Source organism: Pseudomonas sp. BT76 TE3572 (assembly GCF_050435365.1).
In the GTDB taxonomy this organism is placed as follows: domain Bacteria; phylum Pseudomonadota; class Gammaproteobacteria; order Pseudomonadales; family Pseudomonadaceae; genus Aquipseudomonas; species Aquipseudomonas fluorescens_W.
Window position 1 is genome coordinate 758874 of record NZ_JBNDKE010000001.1, and the last position, 21158, is coordinate 780031.

Annotated in this window: 23 protein-coding genes; 12 read left to right on the forward strand and 11 right to left on the reverse strand. The window is 60.4% G+C overall.

The window, feature by feature from the left end:
• The gene (paaG, locus tag ABH912_RS03520) at positions 1-792 is read right to left on the reverse strand and encodes a 2-(1,2-epoxy-1,2-dihydrophenyl)acetyl-CoA isomerase PaaG (RefSeq protein ID WP_033062211.1); all 792 of its coding nucleotides are present in this window, start codon (positions 790-792) and stop codon (positions 1-3) included.
• Positions 793-847: 55 nt separating this feature from the next.
• On the reverse strand, positions 848-1621 hold the full coding sequence (gene paaF, locus ABH912_RS03525) for a 2,3-dehydroadipyl-CoA hydratase PaaF (protein ID WP_033062047.1): 774 nt from the start codon (positions 1619-1621) through the stop codon (positions 848-850).
• 372 nt (positions 1622-1993) lie between these two features.
• Between paaF and paaY the strand changes: the two genes are divergently transcribed.
• From paaY to feaR, 3 genes are all read left to right on the forward strand, one after another.
• Positions 1994-2590 carry a phenylacetic acid degradation protein PaaY gene (gene paaY, locus ABH912_RS03530; RefSeq protein WP_033062048.1) on the forward strand — a complete coding sequence of 199 codons (597 nt, stop codon included), beginning with the start codon at positions 1994-1996 and terminating at the stop codon, positions 2588-2590.
• 207 nt (positions 2591-2797) lie between these two features.
• Complete coding sequence (paaX, locus tag ABH912_RS03535) at positions 2798-3721, forward strand: phenylacetic acid degradation operon negative regulatory protein PaaX (protein WP_033062050.1); 924 nt, start codon at positions 2798-2800, stop codon at positions 3719-3721.
• Positions 3722-3806: 85 nt separating this feature from the next.
• Positions 3807-4721 (forward strand): transcriptional regulator FeaR, encoded by a 915-nt coding sequence (feaR, locus tag ABH912_RS03540; protein ID WP_429509629.1) that lies wholly within the window; start codon positions 3807-3809, stop codon positions 4719-4721.
• A gap of 40 nt (positions 4722-4761) precedes the next feature.
• Here feaR and ABH912_RS03545 read toward each other — a convergent pair whose 3' ends face one another.
• Positions 4762-5499, reverse strand: coding sequence for an anti-sigma factor family protein (locus tag ABH912_RS03545; protein WP_429509630.1), 738 nt, complete (start codon positions 5497-5499; stop codon positions 4762-4764).
• Positions 5492-6004 (reverse strand): sigma-70 family RNA polymerase sigma factor, encoded by a 513-nt coding sequence (locus tag ABH912_RS03550; protein ID WP_033062054.1) that lies wholly within the window; start codon positions 6002-6004, stop codon positions 5492-5494. Before ABH912_RS03550 ends, ABH912_RS03545 begins: the two co-directional genes overlap by 8 nt.
• A gap of 154 nt (positions 6005-6158) precedes the next feature.
• Here ABH912_RS03550 and ABH912_RS03555 point away from each other — a divergent pair, with 154 nt between their 5' ends.
• Positions 6159-7127 (forward strand): metallophosphoesterase family protein, encoded by a 969-nt coding sequence (locus ABH912_RS03555; RefSeq protein WP_033062055.1) that lies wholly within the window; start codon positions 6159-6161, stop codon positions 7125-7127.
• A 14-nt stretch (positions 7128-7141) separates the two neighbouring features.
• Positions 7142-7447, forward strand: a complete 306-nt coding sequence (locus ABH912_RS03560; protein WP_033062056.1) for a cupredoxin domain-containing protein — start codon at positions 7142-7144, stop codon at positions 7445-7447.
• 96 nt (positions 7448-7543) lie between these two features.
• Here ABH912_RS03560 and tynA read toward each other — a convergent pair whose 3' ends face one another.
• The 7 genes from tynA to ABH912_RS03595 all read right to left on the reverse strand — a co-directional run bounded on the left by tynA (position 7544) and on the right by ABH912_RS03595 (position 15082).
• Positions 7544-9832, reverse strand: coding sequence for a primary-amine oxidase (gene tynA, locus ABH912_RS03565; RefSeq protein WP_429509631.1), 2289 nt, complete (start codon positions 9830-9832; stop codon positions 7544-7546).
• A gap of 108 nt (positions 9833-9940) precedes the next feature.
• Positions 9941-10462 carry a cytochrome C gene (locus tag ABH912_RS03570; protein ID WP_429509632.1) on the reverse strand — a complete coding sequence of 174 codons (522 nt, stop codon included), beginning with the start codon at positions 10460-10462 and terminating at the stop codon, positions 9941-9943.
• A gap of 104 nt (positions 10463-10566) precedes the next feature.
• Entirely contained in the window at positions 10567-11088 is a 522-nt protein-coding gene (locus ABH912_RS03575; protein WP_033062059.1) for a methylamine dehydrogenase light chain, read from the reverse strand.
• A gap of 19 nt (positions 11089-11107) precedes the next feature.
• Positions 11108-11728 carry a methylamine dehydrogenase accessory protein MauD gene (gene mauD, locus ABH912_RS03580; protein ID WP_429509633.1) on the reverse strand — a complete coding sequence of 207 codons (621 nt, stop codon included), beginning with the start codon at positions 11726-11728 and terminating at the stop codon, positions 11108-11110.
• A gap of 3 nt (positions 11729-11731) precedes the next feature.
• A complete protein-coding gene (locus tag ABH912_RS03585) occupies positions 11732-12271 on the reverse strand; it encodes a MauE/DoxX family redox-associated membrane protein (RefSeq protein WP_429509634.1) in 540 nt (179 codons plus the stop codon).
• Positions 12272-12283: 12 nt separating this feature from the next.
• On the reverse strand, positions 12284-13432 hold the full coding sequence (locus tag ABH912_RS03590; protein WP_033062063.1) for an amine dehydrogenase large subunit: 1149 nt from the start codon (positions 13430-13432) through the stop codon (positions 12284-12286).
• Positions 13433-13600: 168 nt separating this feature from the next.
• Positions 13601-15082 carry a PAS domain-containing sensor histidine kinase gene (locus tag ABH912_RS03595; RefSeq protein ID WP_033062064.1) on the reverse strand — a complete coding sequence of 494 codons (1482 nt, stop codon included), beginning with the start codon at positions 15080-15082 and terminating at the stop codon, positions 13601-13603.
• Positions 15083-15323: 241 nt separating this feature from the next.
• On the opposite strand from ABH912_RS03595, the gene ABH912_RS03600 reads away from it, so the two are divergent.
• From ABH912_RS03600 to ABH912_RS03630, 7 genes are read left to right on the forward strand one after another with little or no spacing between them, the layout of a single operon-like run.
• Complete coding sequence (locus ABH912_RS03600) at positions 15324-16487, forward strand: acyl-CoA dehydrogenase family protein (protein ID WP_429509635.1); 1164 nt, start codon at positions 15324-15326, stop codon at positions 16485-16487.
• Between the two features lie 30 nt (positions 16488-16517).
• Positions 16518-16889, forward strand: coding sequence for a hypothetical protein (locus ABH912_RS03605; protein ID WP_033062066.1), 372 nt, complete (start codon positions 16518-16520; stop codon positions 16887-16889).
• A gap of 3 nt (positions 16890-16892) precedes the next feature.
• Positions 16893-17363: a nuclear transport factor 2 family protein gene (locus tag ABH912_RS03610; RefSeq protein ID WP_033062067.1), complete on the forward strand. Its 471-nt coding sequence runs from the start codon at positions 16893-16895 to the stop codon at positions 17361-17363.
• Positions 17360-18508, forward strand: coding sequence for an amidase (locus ABH912_RS03615; RefSeq protein ID WP_429509636.1), 1149 nt, complete (start codon positions 17360-17362; stop codon positions 18506-18508). Before ABH912_RS03610 ends, ABH912_RS03615 begins: the two co-directional genes overlap by 4 nt.
• A 20-nt stretch (positions 18509-18528) precedes the next feature.
• Positions 18529-19812, forward strand: coding sequence for an aromatic ring-hydroxylating oxygenase subunit alpha (locus ABH912_RS03620; RefSeq protein ID WP_429509637.1), 1284 nt, complete (start codon positions 18529-18531; stop codon positions 19810-19812).
• On the forward strand, positions 19809-20309 hold the full coding sequence (locus tag ABH912_RS03625; RefSeq protein WP_429509638.1) for an aromatic-ring-hydroxylating dioxygenase subunit beta: 501 nt from the start codon (positions 19809-19811) through the stop codon (positions 20307-20309). Before ABH912_RS03620 ends, ABH912_RS03625 begins: the two co-directional genes overlap by 4 nt.
• An 11-nt stretch (positions 20310-20320) precedes the next feature.
• Positions 20321-21061, forward strand: a complete 741-nt coding sequence (locus ABH912_RS03630) for an SDR family NAD(P)-dependent oxidoreductase (RefSeq protein WP_429509639.1) — start codon at positions 20321-20323, stop codon at positions 21059-21061.
• The last annotated feature ends 97 nt before the right edge of the window (positions 21062-21158 follow it).

Genomic DNA, 21158 nt, shown 5'->3' on the forward strand with positions numbered 1-21158 from the left:
TCAGCGCCCCTTGAAGCTTGGGCTGCGTTTTTCCATGAAGGCGCTGACGCCTTCACGGTAATCCTCGCTACGCCCAGCCAGACGCTGCAGGTCTCTTTCCAGCTCCAGCTGTTCGTCAAACGTATTACTCAGGCTGGCGTTCAGGCTGCGCTTGATCAGTGCCAGTCCGTAAGTCGGTTGCGTGGCCAAATGACGAGCCAGCGTCAGGGCTTCATTGCGCAGTTCCGCGTCGTCCACGCAGCGGTAGATCAGTCCCCATTGCTCGGCTTGCTCGGCACTCAAGCGATTACCCAGCAAAGCCAGGGCCTTGGCGCGGGCCATGCCGACCAGGCGCGGCAAGGTCCAGGTGCCACCGGAATCAGGGATCAGCCCGATCTTGCAGAAGGCTTGGATAAAACTCGCCGAGCGCGCCGCCAGCACCAAGTCGCAGGCCAGCGGAATGTTGGCCCCGGCCCCGGCTGCCACGCCATTGACCGCGCAGATCACCGGCATCGGCAGGTCGCGTAATTGGCGGATCAGCGGGTTGTAGAACTTCTCGATGGACTCGCCCAGATCCGGCGCGGCACTGCCCGGCGCGACATTGCGGTCGTTGAGGTCTTGTCCGGCGCAGAAACCGCGACCTTCACCGGTCAGCAGCAAAACGCGCACGTCCGGGTTTTGCCGCACGTGTTTCAGCGCTTCCTTCACTTCGCCATGCATCTGCGGGTTGAAGCTGTTGAGTTGGTCCGGACGATTGAGGCTGAGCAGGGCGACGCCGGCCTCGACGGAAAACAGGATGTGTTCGAAGTTCATGGTCATGGCGCTCTCTGAGAGGTCGTTCGCTGCTTTTTTATTGGGGGTGACCGGGTTATTGCCCGGTGAAAGTCGGCGTGCGCTTTTCCTGAAAGGCTCGGATGCCCTCATCACGATCGCGGGTGCCGGCCAGCACGGTGAAGGCATGGCGTTCGAAGCGCAGGCCGCTGGCCAGGTCGGTGTCCATCGCCTTGAGCAGCGCTTCCTTGGCCAGACGCACGGCCAGCGGTGCCTTGCCGGCAATGCTGCGGGCGATTTGCAGGGCGCGTTCGACGGTGAATTCCGGTTGGGTCACTTCACTGACCAGGCCGGCACGTTGGGCCTGGCGGGCGTCGATCGCCTCGCCGGTCAGGACCATCTGCATGGCCATGGATTTACCGACGGCGCGCAGCAGGCGTTGGGTGCCACCGGCGCCGGGCATGATCCCGAGATTGATTTCCGGCTGAGCGAAGCGCGCATCTTCACCGGCAATGATGATGTCGGCGTGCATCGCGAGTTCGCAGCCACCGCCCAGGGCGAAGCCGTTGACGGCGGCGATCAGCGGTTTGTTGAAACGGGTGATGGTCTGCCACGACGTCTGGCGTGGGTCGTCGAGGATGCCGACCAGATTGCGTTCGGCCATTTCCTTGATGTCGGCGCCGGCCGCGAAGGCTTTTCGGCTGCCGGTCAGGACCACGGCGCGGGTGTCGGGATCGGCCTGCGCAGCGTTGAGTTCGTCCGCCAGTTCACCAAGCAATTCGGTGGTCAGGGCGTTCAGCGCTTGTGGGCGCTGCAGGGTAATCAGGCGGACGCCCGGCTCGATGAACTCGACAGCAAGGGTTAGAGGCATGGCGGATGCCCTCACGGTGCACGCTCGGCTGTAATGCCGGCTCATTATTGGATCGGCGCGGTGGGCCGGTTTTGCCTGAGTATACCTACAACGTGATACGCAAATACAACACTAAAATAGATTTAATGTGTCTTATTGATGAGTGGCTGGTGTTTGGGTGAGAGCTTTATGAGGAGGCTTTGCAGCGGAATATCGCTGGTTTTATTGGCTGGGATGGTTGCGCCAGACGCATTGCCGGACCTTTTTCAAAGATCGTTATTAAGTGATACGGATTTTTTGTCTTTGTGCTGGTAAAAGCGATGTGATACAAAATGACCCCATATCGGCATCGCTTTGCAAATACACCCGGCATTACGCTTAAAGGAACGTCCCATGACTTGCTACAGCCTCGATGGCTTGACCCCGGTGGTTGATCCCACTGCTTACGTTCATCCGTCGGCCGTCCTGATCGGTGACGTGATTGTCGGCCCCCATTGCTATGTCGGGCCGTTGGCCAGTCTGCGCGGGGACTTTGGCCGGATCGTGCTGGAGGAGGGCGCCAACCTGCAGGACACCTGCGTGATGCACGGCTTTCCGGACAGCGACACGGTGGTGGAGCGCAACGGCCATATTGGTCACGGCGCGGTGTTGCACGGTTGCCGGATCGGCGCCGATGCCCTGGTGGGCATGAATGCGGTGGTGATGGACAACGCGCGGATTGGCCCTCGCTCATTCGTCTCGGCAGCAGCCTTCGTCAAAGCCGGATTCGCATGCCCGGAGCAGTCATTGGTGATGGGCGCACCGGCCAGCGTCAAGCGCAGCCTCAGCGATGAGGAAGTGTCATGGAAGCAGGCGGGCACTCGTGAATATCAGCAACTGGCCAAGCGTTGCCTTGAGCAGATGCAAGTCTGCGAGCCGCTGACCGAACCGGAACCCGATCGCCCACGTATCAGCGACAGCGGCTTGCGGCCCAAGGGCACCATGCTATGAACGCTGAAGAACCTGTAGCAGCTGCCGAAGGCTGCGTTCGAGCGCGAAGCGGTCGCCATTCAGACGACTCAATCATCCTGAATCACCGCATGCTTGGATTTAGCGACTGCTGCGCAGCCGAACGCAGCCTTCGGCAGCTGCTACAGGGGTACGTGTGAGCTTTATGAAACCGGTATATTCCTTTTCTTTTTTTAGCTCGGTACGCCCATGTCGTCCCTGACACCATTGAACCATCTGATTACCCGCTTCCAGGAGCAGACGCCGATCCGCGCCAGTTCCTTGATCATCACGTTATACGGCGATGCCATCGAACCCCACGGCGGAACGGTCTGGCTGGGCAGCCTGATTCAATTGCTCGAGCCCATCGGCATCAACGAGCGGCTGATCCGCACCTCGATCTTCCGTCTGACCAAGGAAGGCTGGCTGACCGCCGAGAAAGTCGGGCGCCGCAGTTACTACAGCCTGACCGGCACCGGTCGCCGGCGTTTCGACAAGGCTTTCAAGCGGGTCTACAGCTCCACCGTGCCGGCGTGGGATGGCTCCTGGTGCCTGGTGATGCTCACGCAACTGACCCAGGACAAACGCAAACAAGTGCGCGAAGAACTCGAGTGGCAAGGTTTTGGTGCGATCTCGCCAGCCGTGCTGGCCTGTCCACGCAGCGACCGTACCGATCTCAACGCCACCTTGCTCGACCTCGGCGCCCAGGAAGAGACCATCGTCTTTGAAACCACCGCGCAGGACGTGCTGGCCTCCAAGGCCCTGCGTTTGCAGGTGCGCGAGAGCTGGAACATCGAAGAGCTGGCGACCCATTACAGCGAGTTCATTCAGCTGTTCCGACCGCTCTGGCAAGCGCTTCGCGAGCAAGAGAACCTCGAACCCTCCGACTGCTTCCTGGCACGGGTTCTGCTTATTCACGAGTACCGCAAATTGCTGTTGCGCGACCCGCAATTGCCGGACGAGTTGTTGCCCGGTGATTGGGAAGGTCGGGCCGCCCGCCAGTTGTGCCGCAACATTTACCGGCTGATCTACGCCAAAGCCGAAGAATGGTTGAACACTGCGCTGGAAACCGCCGATGGCCCGTTGCCGGACGTCGGTGAAAGTTTCTATCGGCGGTTTGGCGGGCTCAAGTAGCCCGTCAACGTTCAGGGAGAATGACTGTTCAGGAGAACCTGTGGATTGGCGTAGACAATAAAAATAAGCCTGCGTGAGGCCCGACATGATTTCTTCAATTGCACAGCGCCGTGATGGCTTTGATCAGTGGATTCATCAGATCAACCAGATCTGTGGCGCCTTCAATGCGCAACCTCTGGGCGCTGAGTTTGCCGGCGATATCCGGGAACACCAGGACGGCGCGCTGAAACTCAGTTTTGTTGATGCCTGTCAGGCTCGACTGTTCCGCACGCCACGGGAAGTCGCTGCCGGCGAGGGCGGGAAATACTTTGCGGTGTTCCAACTCGACGGCACGGCCGGCATGGCCCAGGGTGACAACAAGGTTTTACTCTCGGCCGGTGACATCACGCTGATCGACGCTTCGCGCCCCAGCGACTTCACCTACAGTGAAAACTCCCGGCAATTGTCGCTGATTCTGCCGTCGCAACTGGTTGAGCACACCCTGCGCTTCAATCAGGTCAAATGCGGCCACCGGATTGCCGCGACATCGCCCATTGCGATGCTGTCTCACCGCTTGATCCTGGATGCCACGTCCCAGACAAACCTCAGCCGGCAAGAAAGCGAAGCGACCCTGGAGGCCATTGTCAGCCTGCTGCGCCCGGCGATCAGTCATGCCGAAGACGGCAGTGATGTGCATGAACGTATCTTCCGCAAGACCTTGGGCGTTATTGATGCGCAAATCCGCTCGGAAGACCTCTGCCCGGAATGGCTGGCACGGGAGGTCGGCATGTCGACTCGTGGGTTGTATCGGATGTTTGCCAAGAAGGGATTGGTGGTCGCGCGCTACATCAAGAATCGCCGACTGGATTTGTGCGCCGAATCCCTGCGCCAGTCGGGTATGGAGCAGAAGCTGTCGGTGCTGGGTTACTCGTGGGGGTTCTCCGATTCGAGCTACTTCTCCACCGCGTTCAAAACACGCTTCGGCATTTCACCTGGTGAGTACCGCAAAAAGCACGCCTGATAGTTCCCTTGATACACGCTCCCACAGGGGTAAAGAAGGGCTACGGCTTGAGCAACTGGCTGAACGCCTCCAGTTCACTTTTCTCCAGATCGGAAACCAGCACGAAGCGCATGTGGCTGGCCTGCCATGACACCACGTTAAAGCCGCGAATGGTCTGGCTCTGCCGGGGCTTGTCCGCCTCCGGCGTGGGCAGTATGAACACATTGATAATGTGCCTGGCCCGCCCGTAACTCAGCGCCGCTGTGGTCTGATGTTGCAGGTAATCCAGCCGCCCGCCCAACAGCGCAAACCCTTGCGCCGAGTAATCGAATACCGGCGGCGAAAAGTCGAGTTTGCCGGTGAACCAGGGCTTGACAGTGTGCCGGTCGGACGAAACCACATCGTTCAAATGCTCGCCCATCAATGAGCGGACATGGCTCGACACCGCCTCATCCATCAACGGTTGTTCACTGCCCGGCGTGACCACATACAGCACCACCGCCAAGGCCAGCGCCGCCGCTGAAAAAACCGGTGCGAGCCATTTTCGCCAGTGTTCGACAGCGCGGGGCCGTGGCGCAACAGCGGCCAGTACGCTATCAGCCAACACCACCGGCGCCGGATAATAAGGGGCCTGGCGCTTCACGCTGACCTTCAGCAGCCGTGCCTGATCGTGCAACCGAGCACACTCGGCGCACGCGGCTAAATGCCCGGCCACCTGCGCAGCCATCGGCGGATCAAGTTCCTGGTCCAGATAGCCATGGATCAGCGTCTGGCAAACCGTGCAGTCGAGTTTATTCATGATCGTGCAACTTCATCAGTTCGAGCTTGAGCATGGCGCGAGCCCGGGCCAGTCTCGACATGACGGTGCCGATGGGAATGTCGACCACCAGGGCGATGTCCTTGTAGGGCATGTCTTCGAGCTCCTTCAGCACAATCACCTCGCGAAACACCGGCGGCAGGGCGCACAGCGCTTGCTGGATCAGCGCGGCGTTTTCCGTGTGGATCGCTTGCAATTCCGGGGTCTGGCTGTGGCTCAGCGCTGCGTAGTCTTCGGGGAGTTCGTCGCCGATAGCGACCCAACGGTGCCCGGCCGAGGCCTTGAGCCAGGTGTAGCTTTCGTTGCGCACGATGGTCAGGAACCAGGCCTTGGGGTTGCCATCGGCGAAACGCTGCAAAAACCTGAAAGCGCGCAGCGCACTTTCCTGCACGACATCGTGCGCGGCGCTGTCGTTGCCCGTGAGCCAGCGCGCGAGGTTGTAGGCGGCGTCCAGATGGGGCGCAATCAGTTCCTCAAATCGCTTCATAGTGATTCCCGCACCGTCCCACCCCTATAACTGTGAGTCGCCGTGTTTTATTCCCGGAGAAAAATTTATTTTCCGGCGCGGAATAAACCCCGGTTTCGCAAGGTTGTACCTCGTGTCAGCTACATCACTGTAGTTCGCCAGAGAGGGCATACCGATGGACATTCATGCAAAACATCAACGCCGCACCGACGGTCCGTTGAACCCTGACCGCCGTACGCTGCTCAAGTGCTCGGCGTGGGCCGGTGCCGGGGTGATCTGGGCCCTGAGCGGCGGCATTCCCCGGGCCTTCGCGATGGATGAGGCAGGCAACGTCACCGACCCCAAGGCACTGGCCAGTACGTTTCACTTCGTGCAGATCAGCGACTCGCACATCGGCTTCAACAAGGAGGCCAACCCTGAGCCGCTCAAGACTTTGCAGGTGGCGATCGACAAGGTCATCGCGCTGCCAAAACGGCCGTCGCTGATCCTGCACACCGGCGACATCACGCACCTGTCCAAACCCGAAGAGTTCGACACCGCCGCGCAGTTGCTCAAAGGCCTGCCGTCCACCGTGCATTACGTACCGGGCGAGCACGACACCCTCGACGAGGGCGGCGGCAAGCTCTACCTGGAGCGCTACGGCAAGGGCACCAAAGGCAATGGCTGGTACAGTTTCGATGATCACGGTGTGCATTTCATCGCACTGGTGAATGTCTTCAACTTCCAGGCCGGGCATGAAGCAACCCTCGGTGCCGATCAACTGGCCTGGCTGGCCGATGACTTGCGCGCCGTGACCAGCAGCACGCCCATCGTGGTGTTTACCCATATTCCGTTGTGGACGATTTATCAGCCGTGGGGCTGGGGCACCGAGGATGGCGATCAGGCGATTGCGATGCTGCGCAAGTACGGTTCGGTGACGGTGTTGAACGGGCATATCCATCAGGTGATCCAGAAGGTCGAAGGCAACATCACCTTCCACACCGCCCGCGGCACCGCCTATCCACAACCCGCACCGGGTACGGCGCCAGCACCGGGGCCCATGACCGTGGCGGCTGATCAACTGCGCAATTATCTGGGGATCACCGATGTGCGCGCGACCCAGGGAGATCATCCGCTGGCGCTGATCGATTCGACACTGGTTTAGGGGAGGGCTGAGGAATGAACACGCGACTGTTGGCCGTGATCGGCCTGATGCTGTCGATGCCGACATGGGCGCAGGAAGTGAAAGTCGACATCAAGGAATTCATGTTCAGCCCCAAGGATTTGAATGTGGCCGTGGGCACCAAAGTGACCTGGGTGAACGACGATCAGATTCCGCACACGGTGTCGGAAACCCACAAGGCGTTTCGCTCGGGGGCGCTGGATACCAATGACAGTTTTTCCTGGGTGTTCAACACCCCGGGGGAGTTTGAGTATTTTTGTGTGCTGCATCCGCAGATGATCGGGAAGATTGTGGTCCAGTAATTGCGCAGGAAGCCTGCAAGAGATCCAGCTGACGTCACGCTAACCCACTGTGGGAGCGAGCAAGCCCGCTCCCACAGGTTTTTGTGCATGACCCCATTACTGCGGGGCGTTGAGGTTCAGCGTCGGTGTCTCATCGAAGAAATTCCACGGCTTCAACAGCACATGCACCCACTCGGTCGGCATGATCGGCCACTCTTCAGCCCGCGCGATGTGCGTGGTGCCCGTGGTCAGCCAGACCACATCGTCGGTGTTTTCGATGGACTGGTTATCGTGAGTGAACTGTCCCAGGCCTGAGTCTTTGTCCGAGCGATTCGGGTATTTACCTTCCGGGTATTTCTCGTCCGGGTTGTAGCGCGTCACCCACAGTTGTTTGTCCATGAAGCTCAGGCGGTGATAGAGCCATTCGTCCTTGCCGAAGTTGGCACCCTTGGCCACCGGGTGAGTACCGCCGGCATACGGAATCAGCTGATAGGAAACCGGGTTGCCGACTTTGTTTTCCTTGCTGAAATTGGTCATCAAGCGGACGGTCGAAGGGTCGAATTTCTGCGCGGCTTGCTGTTCGGTGCTGACCACGTTGTGCTCGGTCTGCATCGTACTGCTCCGCGGTCCGCCACGGTCGTTGGCGACCACCACCGGGTTCACTTCAACCAGTGAGTTGTTTTCACCGTCCACATCCATATCCAGACGGAAGTTGTAGATGTGCTGGTGGGTGGTGCCGACGATGTTGTGGTCCAGCAGGGTGCCGTAGCGGGTGTCTTCGTTGGCCGTGGCTTCATGCATGGTTTTGGATTTCACACCCTTGACCGCTTCGATACCGGTGGCGCCGGCATCGATGCCGAGGGTCCCGTTCTGCTGGAAGACCCAGTCGAAGATGTAGTCGTAGTTGCCGACGGTGCTGATCCAGCGCACCACCAGCTCACGACGCTCGGTACTGAGGTTGGGCTGGCCCATCTCCTGGTGTTTGTATTCCGGGCCGGCGTAGCGTTCGAACACGGCCATTGCGCGCGGAATCGAGGTCGGTGCGCCGGTATAGTCCGCAATGGTGGCGTCCAGCAGCACAGCGTTTTCCGGGGCGTCTTTGCCGCGCGCGATCGGCGAGGTCAGCGTGCCCATGCCGTAATCGCCCGAATCCAGGTAAGCCTTGAAGTACCAGCCGACGTCGGGATCGCCGTAAGGCACGATCATGCCGCCCAGCGAGCCCTCGTACATGATTTTGCGTTTCTTGCCCTTGTCGTCATAAGTGACCGTCGACAGTATCGGGCCGACCCGCGAATCGAGGCGAACATGGAAGTCCCAGTTCTGCCAATGAATGCTGTTGCCGGTAATGGTGTAGTTCTTTCCTTCCGGCTCGATGATCTCCAGCGGCTTGACCTGCGTGCCTTTGCGGCCACGCCCGTCATAGGGTGTCGGCTTCATCGGAACCGGAATGACGGCCTCATCTTCGATCTTGATCAGCTTCTTCTGCTCCAGATCGACAATCGCCACCAGGCCCTCGATCGGGTGCGCCCAGTAGTTGCCATCACCGGTATTGAGGTAGCTGACGATTTTCAGCAGGCGTTTATCCTGCGCCAGACCGTCTTTGCCGTCGAAGTAACCGACGGTCAATGGCGTGGCCACGACCTTTTTGACATCGGTGATACCACGCTTGGCCAGTGCTTGCGTGTATTCGGGGCTCGTCTCTACGGCCGACTGCACGGTCGCGAAGTCGTCCAGCAAGACCATGCCGTGAGCGCCTTCGACGGGTTTCCATGACTTGAGTGTCTTGCTGTCGAGATCGACCAGCGCCTCGATCACATGCTTGCCATCGAGCACCACAATATTGGCCTGGCGAGGCTGGGTGACGTTCTGGCCGGTGTAGACGAAATTCCAGACCTGAGCCTTGGGTGGCTCATTGACGGACACTTCGGTGAAGCGAAAGCCGGGCTTGTAGTGGGCGGAATGCTTGACGACCTCCACCGCCGCCTTGATTTCGTCGGCGCTTAGCGGGTTGAGCGGGTTAGGGCGGGTCTCGACGACAAACGTCTTGTCCAGGCCGGACTGGAAGACCTGGTTGATGAAGTCCTTGGACATGAACGCCGTCTTGCCTTTGAACACCACCGGCACTGACAACTCCATCCGTTTGCCGTTGAGCACGGCCACCTTGCTACCCGGTTTGACCTTGAGGTAGACACCGTCCTTGGCAATCACGAACAGGTCGGAATAGTCGTCCCATTTGACCGTGGCGCCGAAGTCCTCAAGGGTCGATTGCAATGGCACCATTTCGGCGTGACCGCCGTGAGCATGGGCACTGGACATCCAGCAAGGCAAGCCGAGGGTGCCCAAGGTAATGGCTAGCGCGAGCCGGGCAAGTGGTTTTCTTTTAAGCAGCGCAACGGAGGCGAACATTTCTGAGTTCCTTCAGGCGAGCCGAGGAGAGGCACACCTGCACTTTGCTACAAATGGTGGATGGATTCTTTTTGATTCTTGCCAAAAACCTTTTGCTCTGTGCCGAAATCAGTAACTCATCCCGTCTTCAATCGCAATGCCTTGCGCGCGCATCTCTTTTATCAATTCGGCGCGGGTGCCCGGGAGGTTGAGCATGGCTTTTTGGCGCAGCGCGGAGACTTCTTCGGCGCTGTAAGGCTGGTAGTGCGCGGGGGTGCTTTTGCCAGCCATGCCGTCTTCACGCATTAACCAGTTGAGTAAGTCGGCCAACTGCGCGTTGTTAAGCGCGGACTGTGACATACCGGGCACACGCACGAGAAATTCGCGGCCGCCCGGTACTTTCAGAAAATTGCCGACAAACCCCTGTAGCCGAGGCGTGTCATTGGCGGGGGACCCCATACCATCACCCAGATGGCAACCGGCGCATTGCAGTTGGTAGTTCACGCCAACACCGTAACCCGCCTCGGAAATGGGTTTTTGAAGTTCTTCGTTGCCCGGAGCATGACGCTGCGCCGGGTTGGGAATGGCTCTGGCATAAACGAGCGGGGCGGTCATGACGCAGACAAGACCGAGCAATAGCAACCTACGCATGACAAGCACCTTTTTCTTGTTGTCGGTAACAATGAACAAAAAAAACAGCTCACAAACACAAAAAAAAACCGCCGATTGCGCGAGCAACCGACGGCAAATGCGCGTTAAACCGCGACGCCGCGGATGATCGAAACGGTGCAGTGGTAGATGTGCGATTTAGCGGCCAGGCACCAGTTCACATCGTTGTTGTTGAACGGGCGATAGGCGGGTTCTTCACTGTCGTTACGGGTGCACGCGCACTGGGCGCAGCTTTGCTTACCGCAGCAGTCGTTGTACGAAATGATGTAGTCCTTGCCGTCGGCCGGGTTGCGGCAGGTGCCGATCCAGGTGACTTGCGACGCTTCCGTGCCCGGCGGGCAGGACGTGACCGAGCCCCCGCAGCAGCTGCACAAGAAGCCATCGATGGAGCAATAGCGCCAGTAGTCGCAGCTGTTCGGATCACCCGGGTCGCCGGCTTTCGGGTTATCGGCGGCCAGGGCTTTGCTGGTGCGATCCAGCGGCAACAGCAGGGGCAGCGCAGCACCCGCGACCATCAAGGAACCCATGCGCGCGAGCAGTTTGCGTCGAGAGGTGGTGTCGGCGACACGGCGAGCCGAGCGCTCAAACAACAGATCCAGCAGTTTCATAAAAGTCTCCCTGCCTTAATCAGTGGCTATGGCCGTGGCTGTGGTCGTGCGTGTGAGGTTGGCTGTTCAGGTAGTCCTGCAGCGTGGCGCTTTTCAGGTGCTCGACTTCGAACAGGCTGTCCAGGTGCTCGCGGGAATTGACCAGGCCTTTGGCGCGCAGGGTGCCGGCCTTGTCGATCAGCGCAGCGTAAGGCAGCTTGCCAATCTGATAGGTCATGCCCACTTGCGGGCCGACCACGTAAGTGGCGTCGTCCAGTTTGTGCTCGCGGATCAGCGCTTGCTGAGCGTCCATGTCGCCGTCGCTGATAAACACCACGTCGAGACGATCGGCCTGTTCCCGGGCGATGGATTTAATGGCCGGCAGCAGGGATTTGCAGATCGGGCAGGTCGGCGAGAGGAAGAACAGCAGTTGAGATTTTTCACCGGCATAGCCGAAGTTCACCGGGCGACCGTGACGGTCGGTCGCGGTGACTTGCGGCGCGGGCTCGTTGACGGCCACGCCTTTGTCGACCATCAGCGCACCGGCCGGGGCCAGTCGGCCGTGCAGCACACCAATTTGCCGAACCAGGCCCATGACGACAAACGCCACGGCCAGCAGCAGCATCCAGAGCAGAACGTTGGAAACGATTAAGCCTTCCATTGATCACCTACCAATCAGTTTGAGCAGAAGAGGGGAGTTCGCCAGCAAGCCATCGGCTGCGGCGTAAATGAGCAGCGCGACGCTGCTGGCGGCGACGGTCACAAAGCCGTCGAAAACGTTCAGGTCGCGGACGATGGGCGACACGCTGGCCAGCAGCGCCAGCCCCACCAGTACGCTGTTGCGCAGCAGCAGAATCGGGCGCAGTGGCTGCGCCTGATCCGGGCCGGCACAGCCGCAGTCGATATCCCGACGGCCGCGCCACAGGTTGATGCCAATGGCGGTGGCATACAGCGCGATCAGGCTGGCGGCACTTAGTGCAGCCCATGAACGGCAGGCCGGAACCAGCAGCGCGAAGGCAATCACCAGCTCAAGCACTGGAATCAGCCGGGCGCTCGGGCGCACCAGCGAATCGGGCAGTAGCTGGTAGTCAGCCAGTTGCTTGGCAAAACGTGCCGGCGCCCGCACCTTGTTGGTCGCGGCACTGGCCAGCAACACGGCAATAGCGAGTGCGCTGGCAATGATGAAGATCGGATCTGTGTGCATGGCCGAACCTCGTTAGTAGCTCAGAACCTGAGTCGCCGTTTTCGCGACTTTCGGCATGCTGCCGGTGAGCGTGTTGGTCTTGAGGTCGAAGATCTGCAAGCCGCCTTCCACGTCGGTGCCGAGCAACAGCGGTTTGTCGTCGCCGGTCGCTTGCATGCTCCACACCGGAACCGGTGCTTGCAGGGTCGCCAGTTTCTTGTGGGTCTTGAGGTCAAAGGCCCAGATCAGCGGGCTTGGGTCTTCCCACTTCATGGGTTCGTGGGCGTCGTGCATCAGCACGTACAAACGGTCCAGCTTCGGCGCGACGGCCATCAGCTGCCAACCACCCGGAGCCCAGCCGGCTTTCTTTTCCTCGTCAGTGGTCAACGACCAGGACGGCAGGATTTTTGGCGCTTCACCGGCAAAATCCACCGGCCGCACGGTGCCCGTTGTGGTGGTGAAGTAATAGGTGTCGCCGACGTTCACGGCGCGCTCCACCAGTTTTTCCGCGTTCGGGTCGAAAAACGGCGTGCGGCTGCGCGAGGCTTCCAGGCCTTGCTCATTGAGAGTGACCACCTGCAAGCTGCCGTCGCCACACAGCGAGGCGAAACGGCGGTTGCCGATCGGGTAGTTGAGCACGCAACCCGGAATCGCGATTTCGCTGGTGACGGCCTTGGCTTGGGTATCGACCACGGTCACCGAGGTTGAAGGGGTGAAGTTGTAGACGTAGACAAAACGGTCATCACCGCTCGGGTTCAGCGAGTAACGCTGGGTCAGGGATTCGGCGCGCTTGGTCGGAATCAACAGCTCCCAGGCCGGCGACAGGGTCGAGCTGTCCCAGGCGGTCAGCACATCGGTACGCGTACCGCGGGTACCACGGGAGTAGAAGATGTCGGCGCTGTAGATCGTCTTGCGGTCATGGCTCAGCGTCGAGGGGGCGGCAAAGCCGGTCGGCACCATGCCGAGGACGCGTTTTTTGTCAGGGTCGACCACGGTGACACGGCCCGCCACGAAACTCTCGAATTCAACATCAATGATGAATGCTCGGTGTGCTTCAGCGGGAAACGCCAAGGTGGTCTGGCCGATCGTGTCAGCGGGCAGATCAGCACTGGCATGATTCAAACCGAGTACCAGCAGGCTGAGACTCAGCCCTGACTGTACGGTGATCCTGGTGGCTCGCATTAGGGGGAACTCCCTGAATTATTGTTCTCGCACATCGCGGGTGCAGTGGCAGATTTTTGCAGTTCGATTCTGCCTCGACGGGAAAACCGAAGAATTGTTGTGGCTGCCAAGTGTTTGTGTGTCTGTGCCAGTCTGATGAAACTGGCCGCACACGCCGCGATTGCGGGGTCAGGCGGGGGTTGCGAGGGGAAGGGAGAAGGTGAAAACGGCGCCGCAGGGCTCGAGGTTTTGCGCCCAGATATCGCCACGGTGACGGCCGATGATGTTTTTGCACAGGGCCAGGCCGATGCCGTTACCGCTGACCTTGGAAGAGAAGAAGCCGTCGAAAAGCTTCTCTTGCGCCTCCGCTTGAATACCGCGACCGCAATCTTCGATGCTCACTAATGCGACCTCTTTGTCGGCGCTGGCATGGATGCGCAGCAGACGCCGTTCGACGGGCAGATCGCTCATCTCTTCAATCGCATTGAAGGCCAGGTTGAGGATGACCTGGCCGATCAACACTTTCTCGCAGCTCACCAGCAGCGGTTCGGGGCTGGTGACAATGTCGACTTTGATCAAGCTCGGGGCGGCCCGCAGGCTGATGAAATAACGGGTTTCGCGCAGCAGCTCATTGAGGTCGATCAGCTCTTCGGATTGCTCCAGCTTGACCACGTAATCGCGCACGCTTTTGATGATCAACGAGGCATGCTCGATTTGTCGCACGGCGTTTTGCAAACCCCAGGCGACGCCTTGTTCAGTCGTTTCAACGTTGCCCAGGCGAATCACCGCGCCTTCGATGAAGTTGCGGGTGGCGGCCAGTGGCTGACTCAGTTCATGAGCGATGGCCACGGCCATTTCGCCCATCGCGTTGTAGCGCGCCAGGTATTCGAGCTTTTGCTCGCTGACGCGCCTTGCTTCTTCGGCGCGGACTTGCTCGGTGACGTCGCGGAACAGCAGCAGATGGCCGATCAGGTCGTCTTCAATCTCGATATAGCGGCACGTCGCGTCATGCCAGCGCCACTCACCGTCACGCCGCTGCACGTGGTAGTGCACGCTGAAGGGCGCGTGCTCCGGTTGTTCGCTGGCCATCTGGTGCAGCAGGCGCAGGCGCGAAGGCTCGTCGCACCAGGCGAGGAAATTTTCGCCGATCAGCGCGTCTTCTTCGCTATGGAGCAAGTGCGCGCCTGAGTCGCTGATAAAGCGAATATCACCTTGCGGGCCGAGCACCGCCACGCCCTCGGCCAGGTCCTGCATAAACGCCTTGAGCCGGCTTTCGAAACGCTTGAGGTCGCGCTTGACCTTGTCTTCCTTGGAGATGTCACGGAACTGCACCATCAGCACATCGCGGTCATCCAGATTCACCAGGGTCGCGACCGCCTCGGACAGAATTTCCACCCCTTGTTTGGACCGATAACACCACTCGATGGCGCGCTGACCAGTGCGCGCGGCGCCCTCCAGCCAACGCAAACCTACCGAGCGGCGGTACTTCGGCGCGTCGCGGGTCATGTCCGGGGCTTTTAGCGGAGTAAGTTCTTCCAAGGTAAAGCCGAGCGCCTTCAAGGCCGCGGCGTTGGCCCAGAGAATCTCCTTGCTTTGTGCGTCATGAAGAATGATGCACAACGGCATGGCTTCAATGAGGGTGTAAAAGTCGTTCGGTTTAGGCAGATACATCGCGCAACCCTTGGAGGCGGAGAGTTCCACTAGGGGTGAAAGTGGAAGTATGGCGTTTTATACCGTCTTGCGTGTGGGGATGCGCTCAGAGGTAACGGGGGGCGGGCTAGGGGTTTTCTTTAGCCGAGGGGCTGCACGCCCCAATAGTGGCGAGCGGATGCGGTTTTTACACTGAACCCATCAACGGTCGCCACGCCTCCAGGCAGGCTCCGGCTAATAACAAGTAAACGGAGAGAAGCCCATGCTGCGTTCAGCTGTCGCGGAAAAAGACGCTCTGCCAAGCGTTGTCGATAATATCGTCGAGAGTCGGGAATTTCAGCAGGTGCTCGATGAGGTGCGCCAGCGTCGGAACGAATTCGACACCGGCTCCCACGTGCCACGGGACATGATCGAGCGCTTCAAACAGGTGGGCATCTACCGTGCCGCGACGCCGAAATGCTACGGCGGTGACGCCCTGGCACCGGCACAATTTCTACACATAATTGAACGCATCTCCGAAGCCGACGGCTCCGCAGGCTGGGTGGCCAGTTTCGGTAGCGCCGGCGTCTATCTTGCGGCTTTGCCGAAAGAAACCCTGGCCGAGATTTACGCGCAAAGCCCTGATCTGGTGTTCGCCGCTGGCTTGTTCCCGTTGCAGCCCGCCGAGGCAGTCGAGGGCGGCTGGCAGGTTAACGGCACCTGGAAATTTGCCAGCGGCTGCAAAGGCGCTGATTTGCTAGGCGTCGGTATCGGCGCTGCCGGCGGCAAGCCGCGCACAGCGGTATTCCCGGCAAGCCAGGTCGAGATCATCGAAAACTGGGATGTGGTCGGTCTCAAAGGCACCGGCAGCCATGACCTGCGCGTCAACGACAAACGCGTCGATGAGCGCTGGACCTTCATTCGTGGTGGTGCCTCAACCGTCGATGAACCGTTGTTCCGCTACCCGTCGATTGCCTACGCCGCGCAAGTGCTGGCGGTGGTCAACCTCGGCCTGGCCCGTGCAGCGCTCGACGAAGTCAGCCGCATGGCCGCCGGCAGTGGCATCACCGGCGCCCCGAAGATGGCCGACCGCGCCTATGTGCGCATCGAGATTGCCAAGGCCGAAGCGCAACTCGCCGCCGCACGCGGCTTCTTCTACGGCGCTACCGAGCAGGTGTGGAACTCGATCCTCGCCGGCAACCCGGTCACCGCCGAACAAACCAGCCTGTTGCGCCTGTCCGCCATTCACGTTTCCCAGGCCGGTGCGGCCGTGGTGCAGAGCGCTTACAGACTGGCCGGGACCACCGCGATTTACTTGCGCCATCCGCTGCAGCGTTACCTGCGCGACTCGATGGTGGTCACCCAGCACGCATTTCTCAGCGAAGGCCTGTACGACGGCGCCGGCTCGGTATTGCTCGGCGTGCCGCCATTTCCTGGCTACATCTGAATCGTCATCACTTCTTCAAGGATCAATCCCATGTCGCAAGCCACCCAAGAACCCCTGCGCGTCGTCTTTTGCATCGGCATCACCCAGAACTTTTTCGACTTGCCGACCGGCGAAGGCCTGAGCGTGTGGAAAGGCTTCAGCCAGATGATGGGCTCACTCGGCGCCATGCCGGGCATCACCGTGCTCGGCGCGATGGACGATGACCGCTTGATGGTCGGCCCATCCACGACCTCGCCATGGACCGTCTACATCATGGCCGACGTCGATTGCCATCAGTCGGTGATCGACGCCTGCAACCTGTTCCGCACCACGCCGGTGAACGAATACAGCCTGTGGCGCTACGCCAAGGTCGAAGCGCGCATCGGCCGTCCGCTGACCATTCCTGACGCCGCCAAGGTTTAAGCCATGAACGAGGCCTTGCTGCAGCGTCTCGAGACGCTCGAAGGGGAGAGTCAGGTGCGCCGTTTGATGGCGCGCTACATGGACCTGTGCGATGTGCCAAGGGCGGCCACCCATGTCAGCCAGTTGGCGCAGCTGTTCAGTGCCGATGCCATCTGGGAAGGCGTTGGCAGCCAGACCGCGCAGACCTTTGGCCAGCACCGCGGGCGTGACGCCGTGGCGGCGTTTGTGGCCGGTTACTTGCCACCGTCCGAGCACTTTCGCCTGAACCTGCATTACCTCACCAGCGAGTCGATCGTGGTCGACGGCAGCACGGCGCAAGGGCAATGGATCATGCAGCAGATTTGCACCTACGCCGATGAGCGCAGCGAATTGTTCGGCACGCGGCTGAACATCGATTTCCGCTGTGTCGACGGTGTCTGGTTGATCGCGCATTTTCGTACGCAACGCTTGTTCAACACGGAGCTGGGTGCATGAGTACGTTTATCAGCGAGTTCTTACTGGGCGGCAGTGGCAAACGGGTCGCGATCAAAGACTCGATCGACATTGCCGGGCATCCGACACGTTCGGGCAGCCGCGCATTTGCCGATGCCGCGCCCGCAACACGCAACGCCGAAGTGGTGGACGCGATCCTCGACGCCGGTTGGCAGATCGTTGGCAAAACCAACCTGCATGAGCTGGCCTTCGGTGTGACCGGCATTAACGACTGGACCGGCACGCCGATCAATCCGCAAGCACCGGATCGGGTACCGGGCGGCTCTTCCAGCGGTTCGGCAGCCGCCGTAGCGGCAGGCCTGGCGGACATTGCCATCGGCACCGACACCGGCGGTTCAGTGCGTGTACCGGCGGCGTGTTGCGGCATCGCCGGGCTGAAACCGACTTACGGGCGAGTCAGCCGCGTGGGCGCGCATCCGGCAGTGTCCAGCCTCGATTGCGTGGGACCGTTCGCGGCGAACATGGACGACCTGATTGCCGCGATGCAAGTGATCTGTCCCGGCTTCCGGGTTCAAAACCAGCCTTCGAGCAATGTGTCAGTGGGCTTCCTCGACGTCGCCTGCGACCCGCATCTGCACGCGTGCCTCGGCGCCGCTGCTGACCGTGCGGGTTGGCGTCGCAGTAACGTGCAACTGAGCGAATTCGACGCCGCATTCGCCGCGGGCCTGACCGTCATCAATTTCGAAAACTGGGCCGCGTTTGGCCACCTTACCGGTAAAGGCCTGATCGGCGCGGATGTGGAGCAGCGCCTGTTGGCCGCCAGCCGCACCAACGCCGCTGACCTGGCGGAAGCCGAAAAGGTGCGCGTGCGCTTCAGCCAGCAGGTGGATGCCGCCCTGGAAGAATTCGCGGTACTGCTTCTGCCGACGCTGCCGAGCCTGCCACCCACGCTAAGCGAAGCCCGCAGTGCGAGCAAAGCCGTGGCCGGCATGACGCCGCTGGTAAGACCTTTCAACCTCAGCGGCCATCCCGCACTGACGATACCGGTGGAACTGGATTGCGGCGGGCTGAAAGTCGGCCTGCAAATCGTTGGCCGTAAAGGCCAGGACGAACTCGTCTGCGCCTTCGGTGCGCAGTTGCAACAGAGCATGGCCGGTGAACGGCCCGCCTCTAAAAATAAATCTTGAAAAGCCATGAGGAGGACCGCATGAGCACTCATGAATACCGGCTGATCGCAACGTCGAAAAGCCCTGACGAACTGGTCAAACACGACCGCGTTGACGTCTCGCTGTACAACGATCCGGCGCTGTTCGAAGCGGAGCTGGAAAAGATTTTCTACCGCACCTGGGTGTGGGTCGCCCACGAAAGTGAAGTGCGCAACAGCGGCGACTTCAAGACCGCCACCATCGGCCGTCGCCCGGTGATCGTTGTTCGCGACAAGAAGAACAACATCAACGTCCTGGAAAACCGTTGCCGGCACCGCGGCGCCACTGTGTGTGAAAAGCACAAAGGCAACGCCACCGGTTTCACTTGCCCGTACCACAGTTGGTCGTATGGGCTGGATGGCAAGCTGCGTGCGCTGCCTTATCCGGACGGCTATGAAGGCATTCTGGAAAAGTCCGAACTGCCGCTCACCAGCCTGCGCGTCGAAAGCTACGCCGGCATGGTGTTCGCCAGCTACAACGATGAGATCGAACCGCTGGAAGACTTCCTCGGTGGCGCGAAACACTGGATGGACCTGTTCATGAAGCAGGGCGCTGGCTATCCGATCAAAACCCAGGGCGAACACAAGTTCAGCTTCAAGGGCAACTGGAAGATCCAGCTGGAAAACACCACCGACGGTTACCACTTCCCGATCGTGCACAAGTCGTTCATGTCGTCGGTGGATGCAGAAACCTCGGAAATGCTCTCGTTCATGACCGACGAACAGGCCGTCACTCATTCGCTGGGCAACGGTCACAGCGTGATGGTAATGGTGCCCGAGCACGTCGACCTGGATCACGACGACGGCACCGAACAGTTGCAGGAGCGCTTCGCTCACGTCACTGAAGAACTGTCGAAAACCATGGAGCCTGCGCAAATCCGTCGCATCGTCCGCTCGCTGCACGGCGCCGGTTTCAACCTCAACCTGTTCCCGAACGTTGCGATGTCGATGTCGTTCTTCCGCGTGCTGCGCCCGGTCTCGGTCACTGAAACCGAAATCCGCCACGTCGCACTCGGCATGGACGGCGGCCCGGAGATCGCCAACCGCGAACGGATGCGCATTCACGAACACTTCCAGGGCCCGTTCGGTTTCGGCAGCCCGGACGATGCCGAGGCCTGGGACCGTGTGCAGCGCGGTTCGTACGCCGGTGTCGACGCGCCGATCCTGGTCAACCGTGGCCTCAATCGAGAACTCACCGCTGAAAACGGCGACAAGGTCTCCCACGCCACCGACGAGGGCGGCATGCGCGGTGCCTACGACATGTGGAAAAGGATGATGAGCCAATGAGCAATCAAGACACCCTGAACGGTTTTTCCGGTCCGTTGGCCCAGGCCATCGAATTCATCTGGCGTGAAGCCGAACTGCTCGACCACAAGAATTACGCCGAATGGGCGACCCTGTGGAGCGACAGCGGTAAGTACATCGTGCCGATCGACCCGGGCACCGAAGACTTTGAAGCCACCCTCAACTACGCCTACGACGATGCGCGCATGCGTGACTTGCGCATCGAACGCCTGACCGCCGGCTACTCGCCGTCGGCAGTGGACGCGGCGAAAACCGTGCGCAGTATTTCGCGGTTTCGCTTGGTGGAAGCGGCGGGTGACGTGGTTGAAGTCAATTCCGCGCAGCTGCTGTATGCCTACAAACGCGGCGTGCACACGCCGTTCGTGGCCGATCTGAACCACCGCATTCGCTTCACTGACGGAGTGGCGACGTTGGAACGCAAGGTCGTGCGCCTGATCAATTCGACCGACAGCCTGAGCGCGCTCGGCTTCCTGCTATGAGGGCCACCACCATGAACCGAGTAGCCCTGGTGACCGGCGCCTCGCGCGGACTTGGCGAATGCATCGCCCGTCGCTTGCACGCGGCGGGGTATCGCGTTGCCCTGGCCGATGTGCGCCTCGACGGCGTACAGCATCTGGCTTCGGAGTTGGATGGCAGCGGCGCGAGTGCCATCGCCATTGAGCTGGATGTGCGCAACAAGGCGGATTTTGTCCGGGCTCGTGACTTGCTCGCCGAGCGTTGGGGCGGCACCGACATTCTGGTGAACAACGCCGGCGTGTCGAAAGTCGCGGCGCTGATGGAGATCACCCCGGAGGAGTTCGACGAGTCGATGGCGATCAACCTGCGCGGCACGTTTGTCGCGTGCCAGGTGTTCGGCGCGCACTTCGCCGAGCGCGGTTTTGGCCGCATCGTCAACATCGCTTCCCTGGCCGGGCAAAACGGCGGCACCGCCACCGGTGCGCACTACGCCGCGGCCAAGGGTGGCGTCGCGACGCTGACCAAAGTCTTCGCCCGCGAACTGGCCCCGCAAGGTGTGACCGTCAACAGCATTTCGCCAGGGCCGCTGGACTTGCCGGTGGTGCGCGAAACCGTGGCTCCGGAGCGCCTGGAGCAGATTCTGAAAATGATCCCGGCAGGCACCCTCGGGGCGCCCGAGTACATCGCCGACAGCGTTTTGCTGTTGATCGCCGACCACGCCAGCTCCGTAACCGGTGCCTGCTGGGACATCAACGGCGGCTTGTTCATGCGCTGACATTTGTCACGACGCGAACAAGTAGCAGCTGTCGAGCCTGCGAGGCTGCGTTCGGCTGCGCAGCAGTCGTGAAGTCAGGCGGTGCGGTGGATCAGTA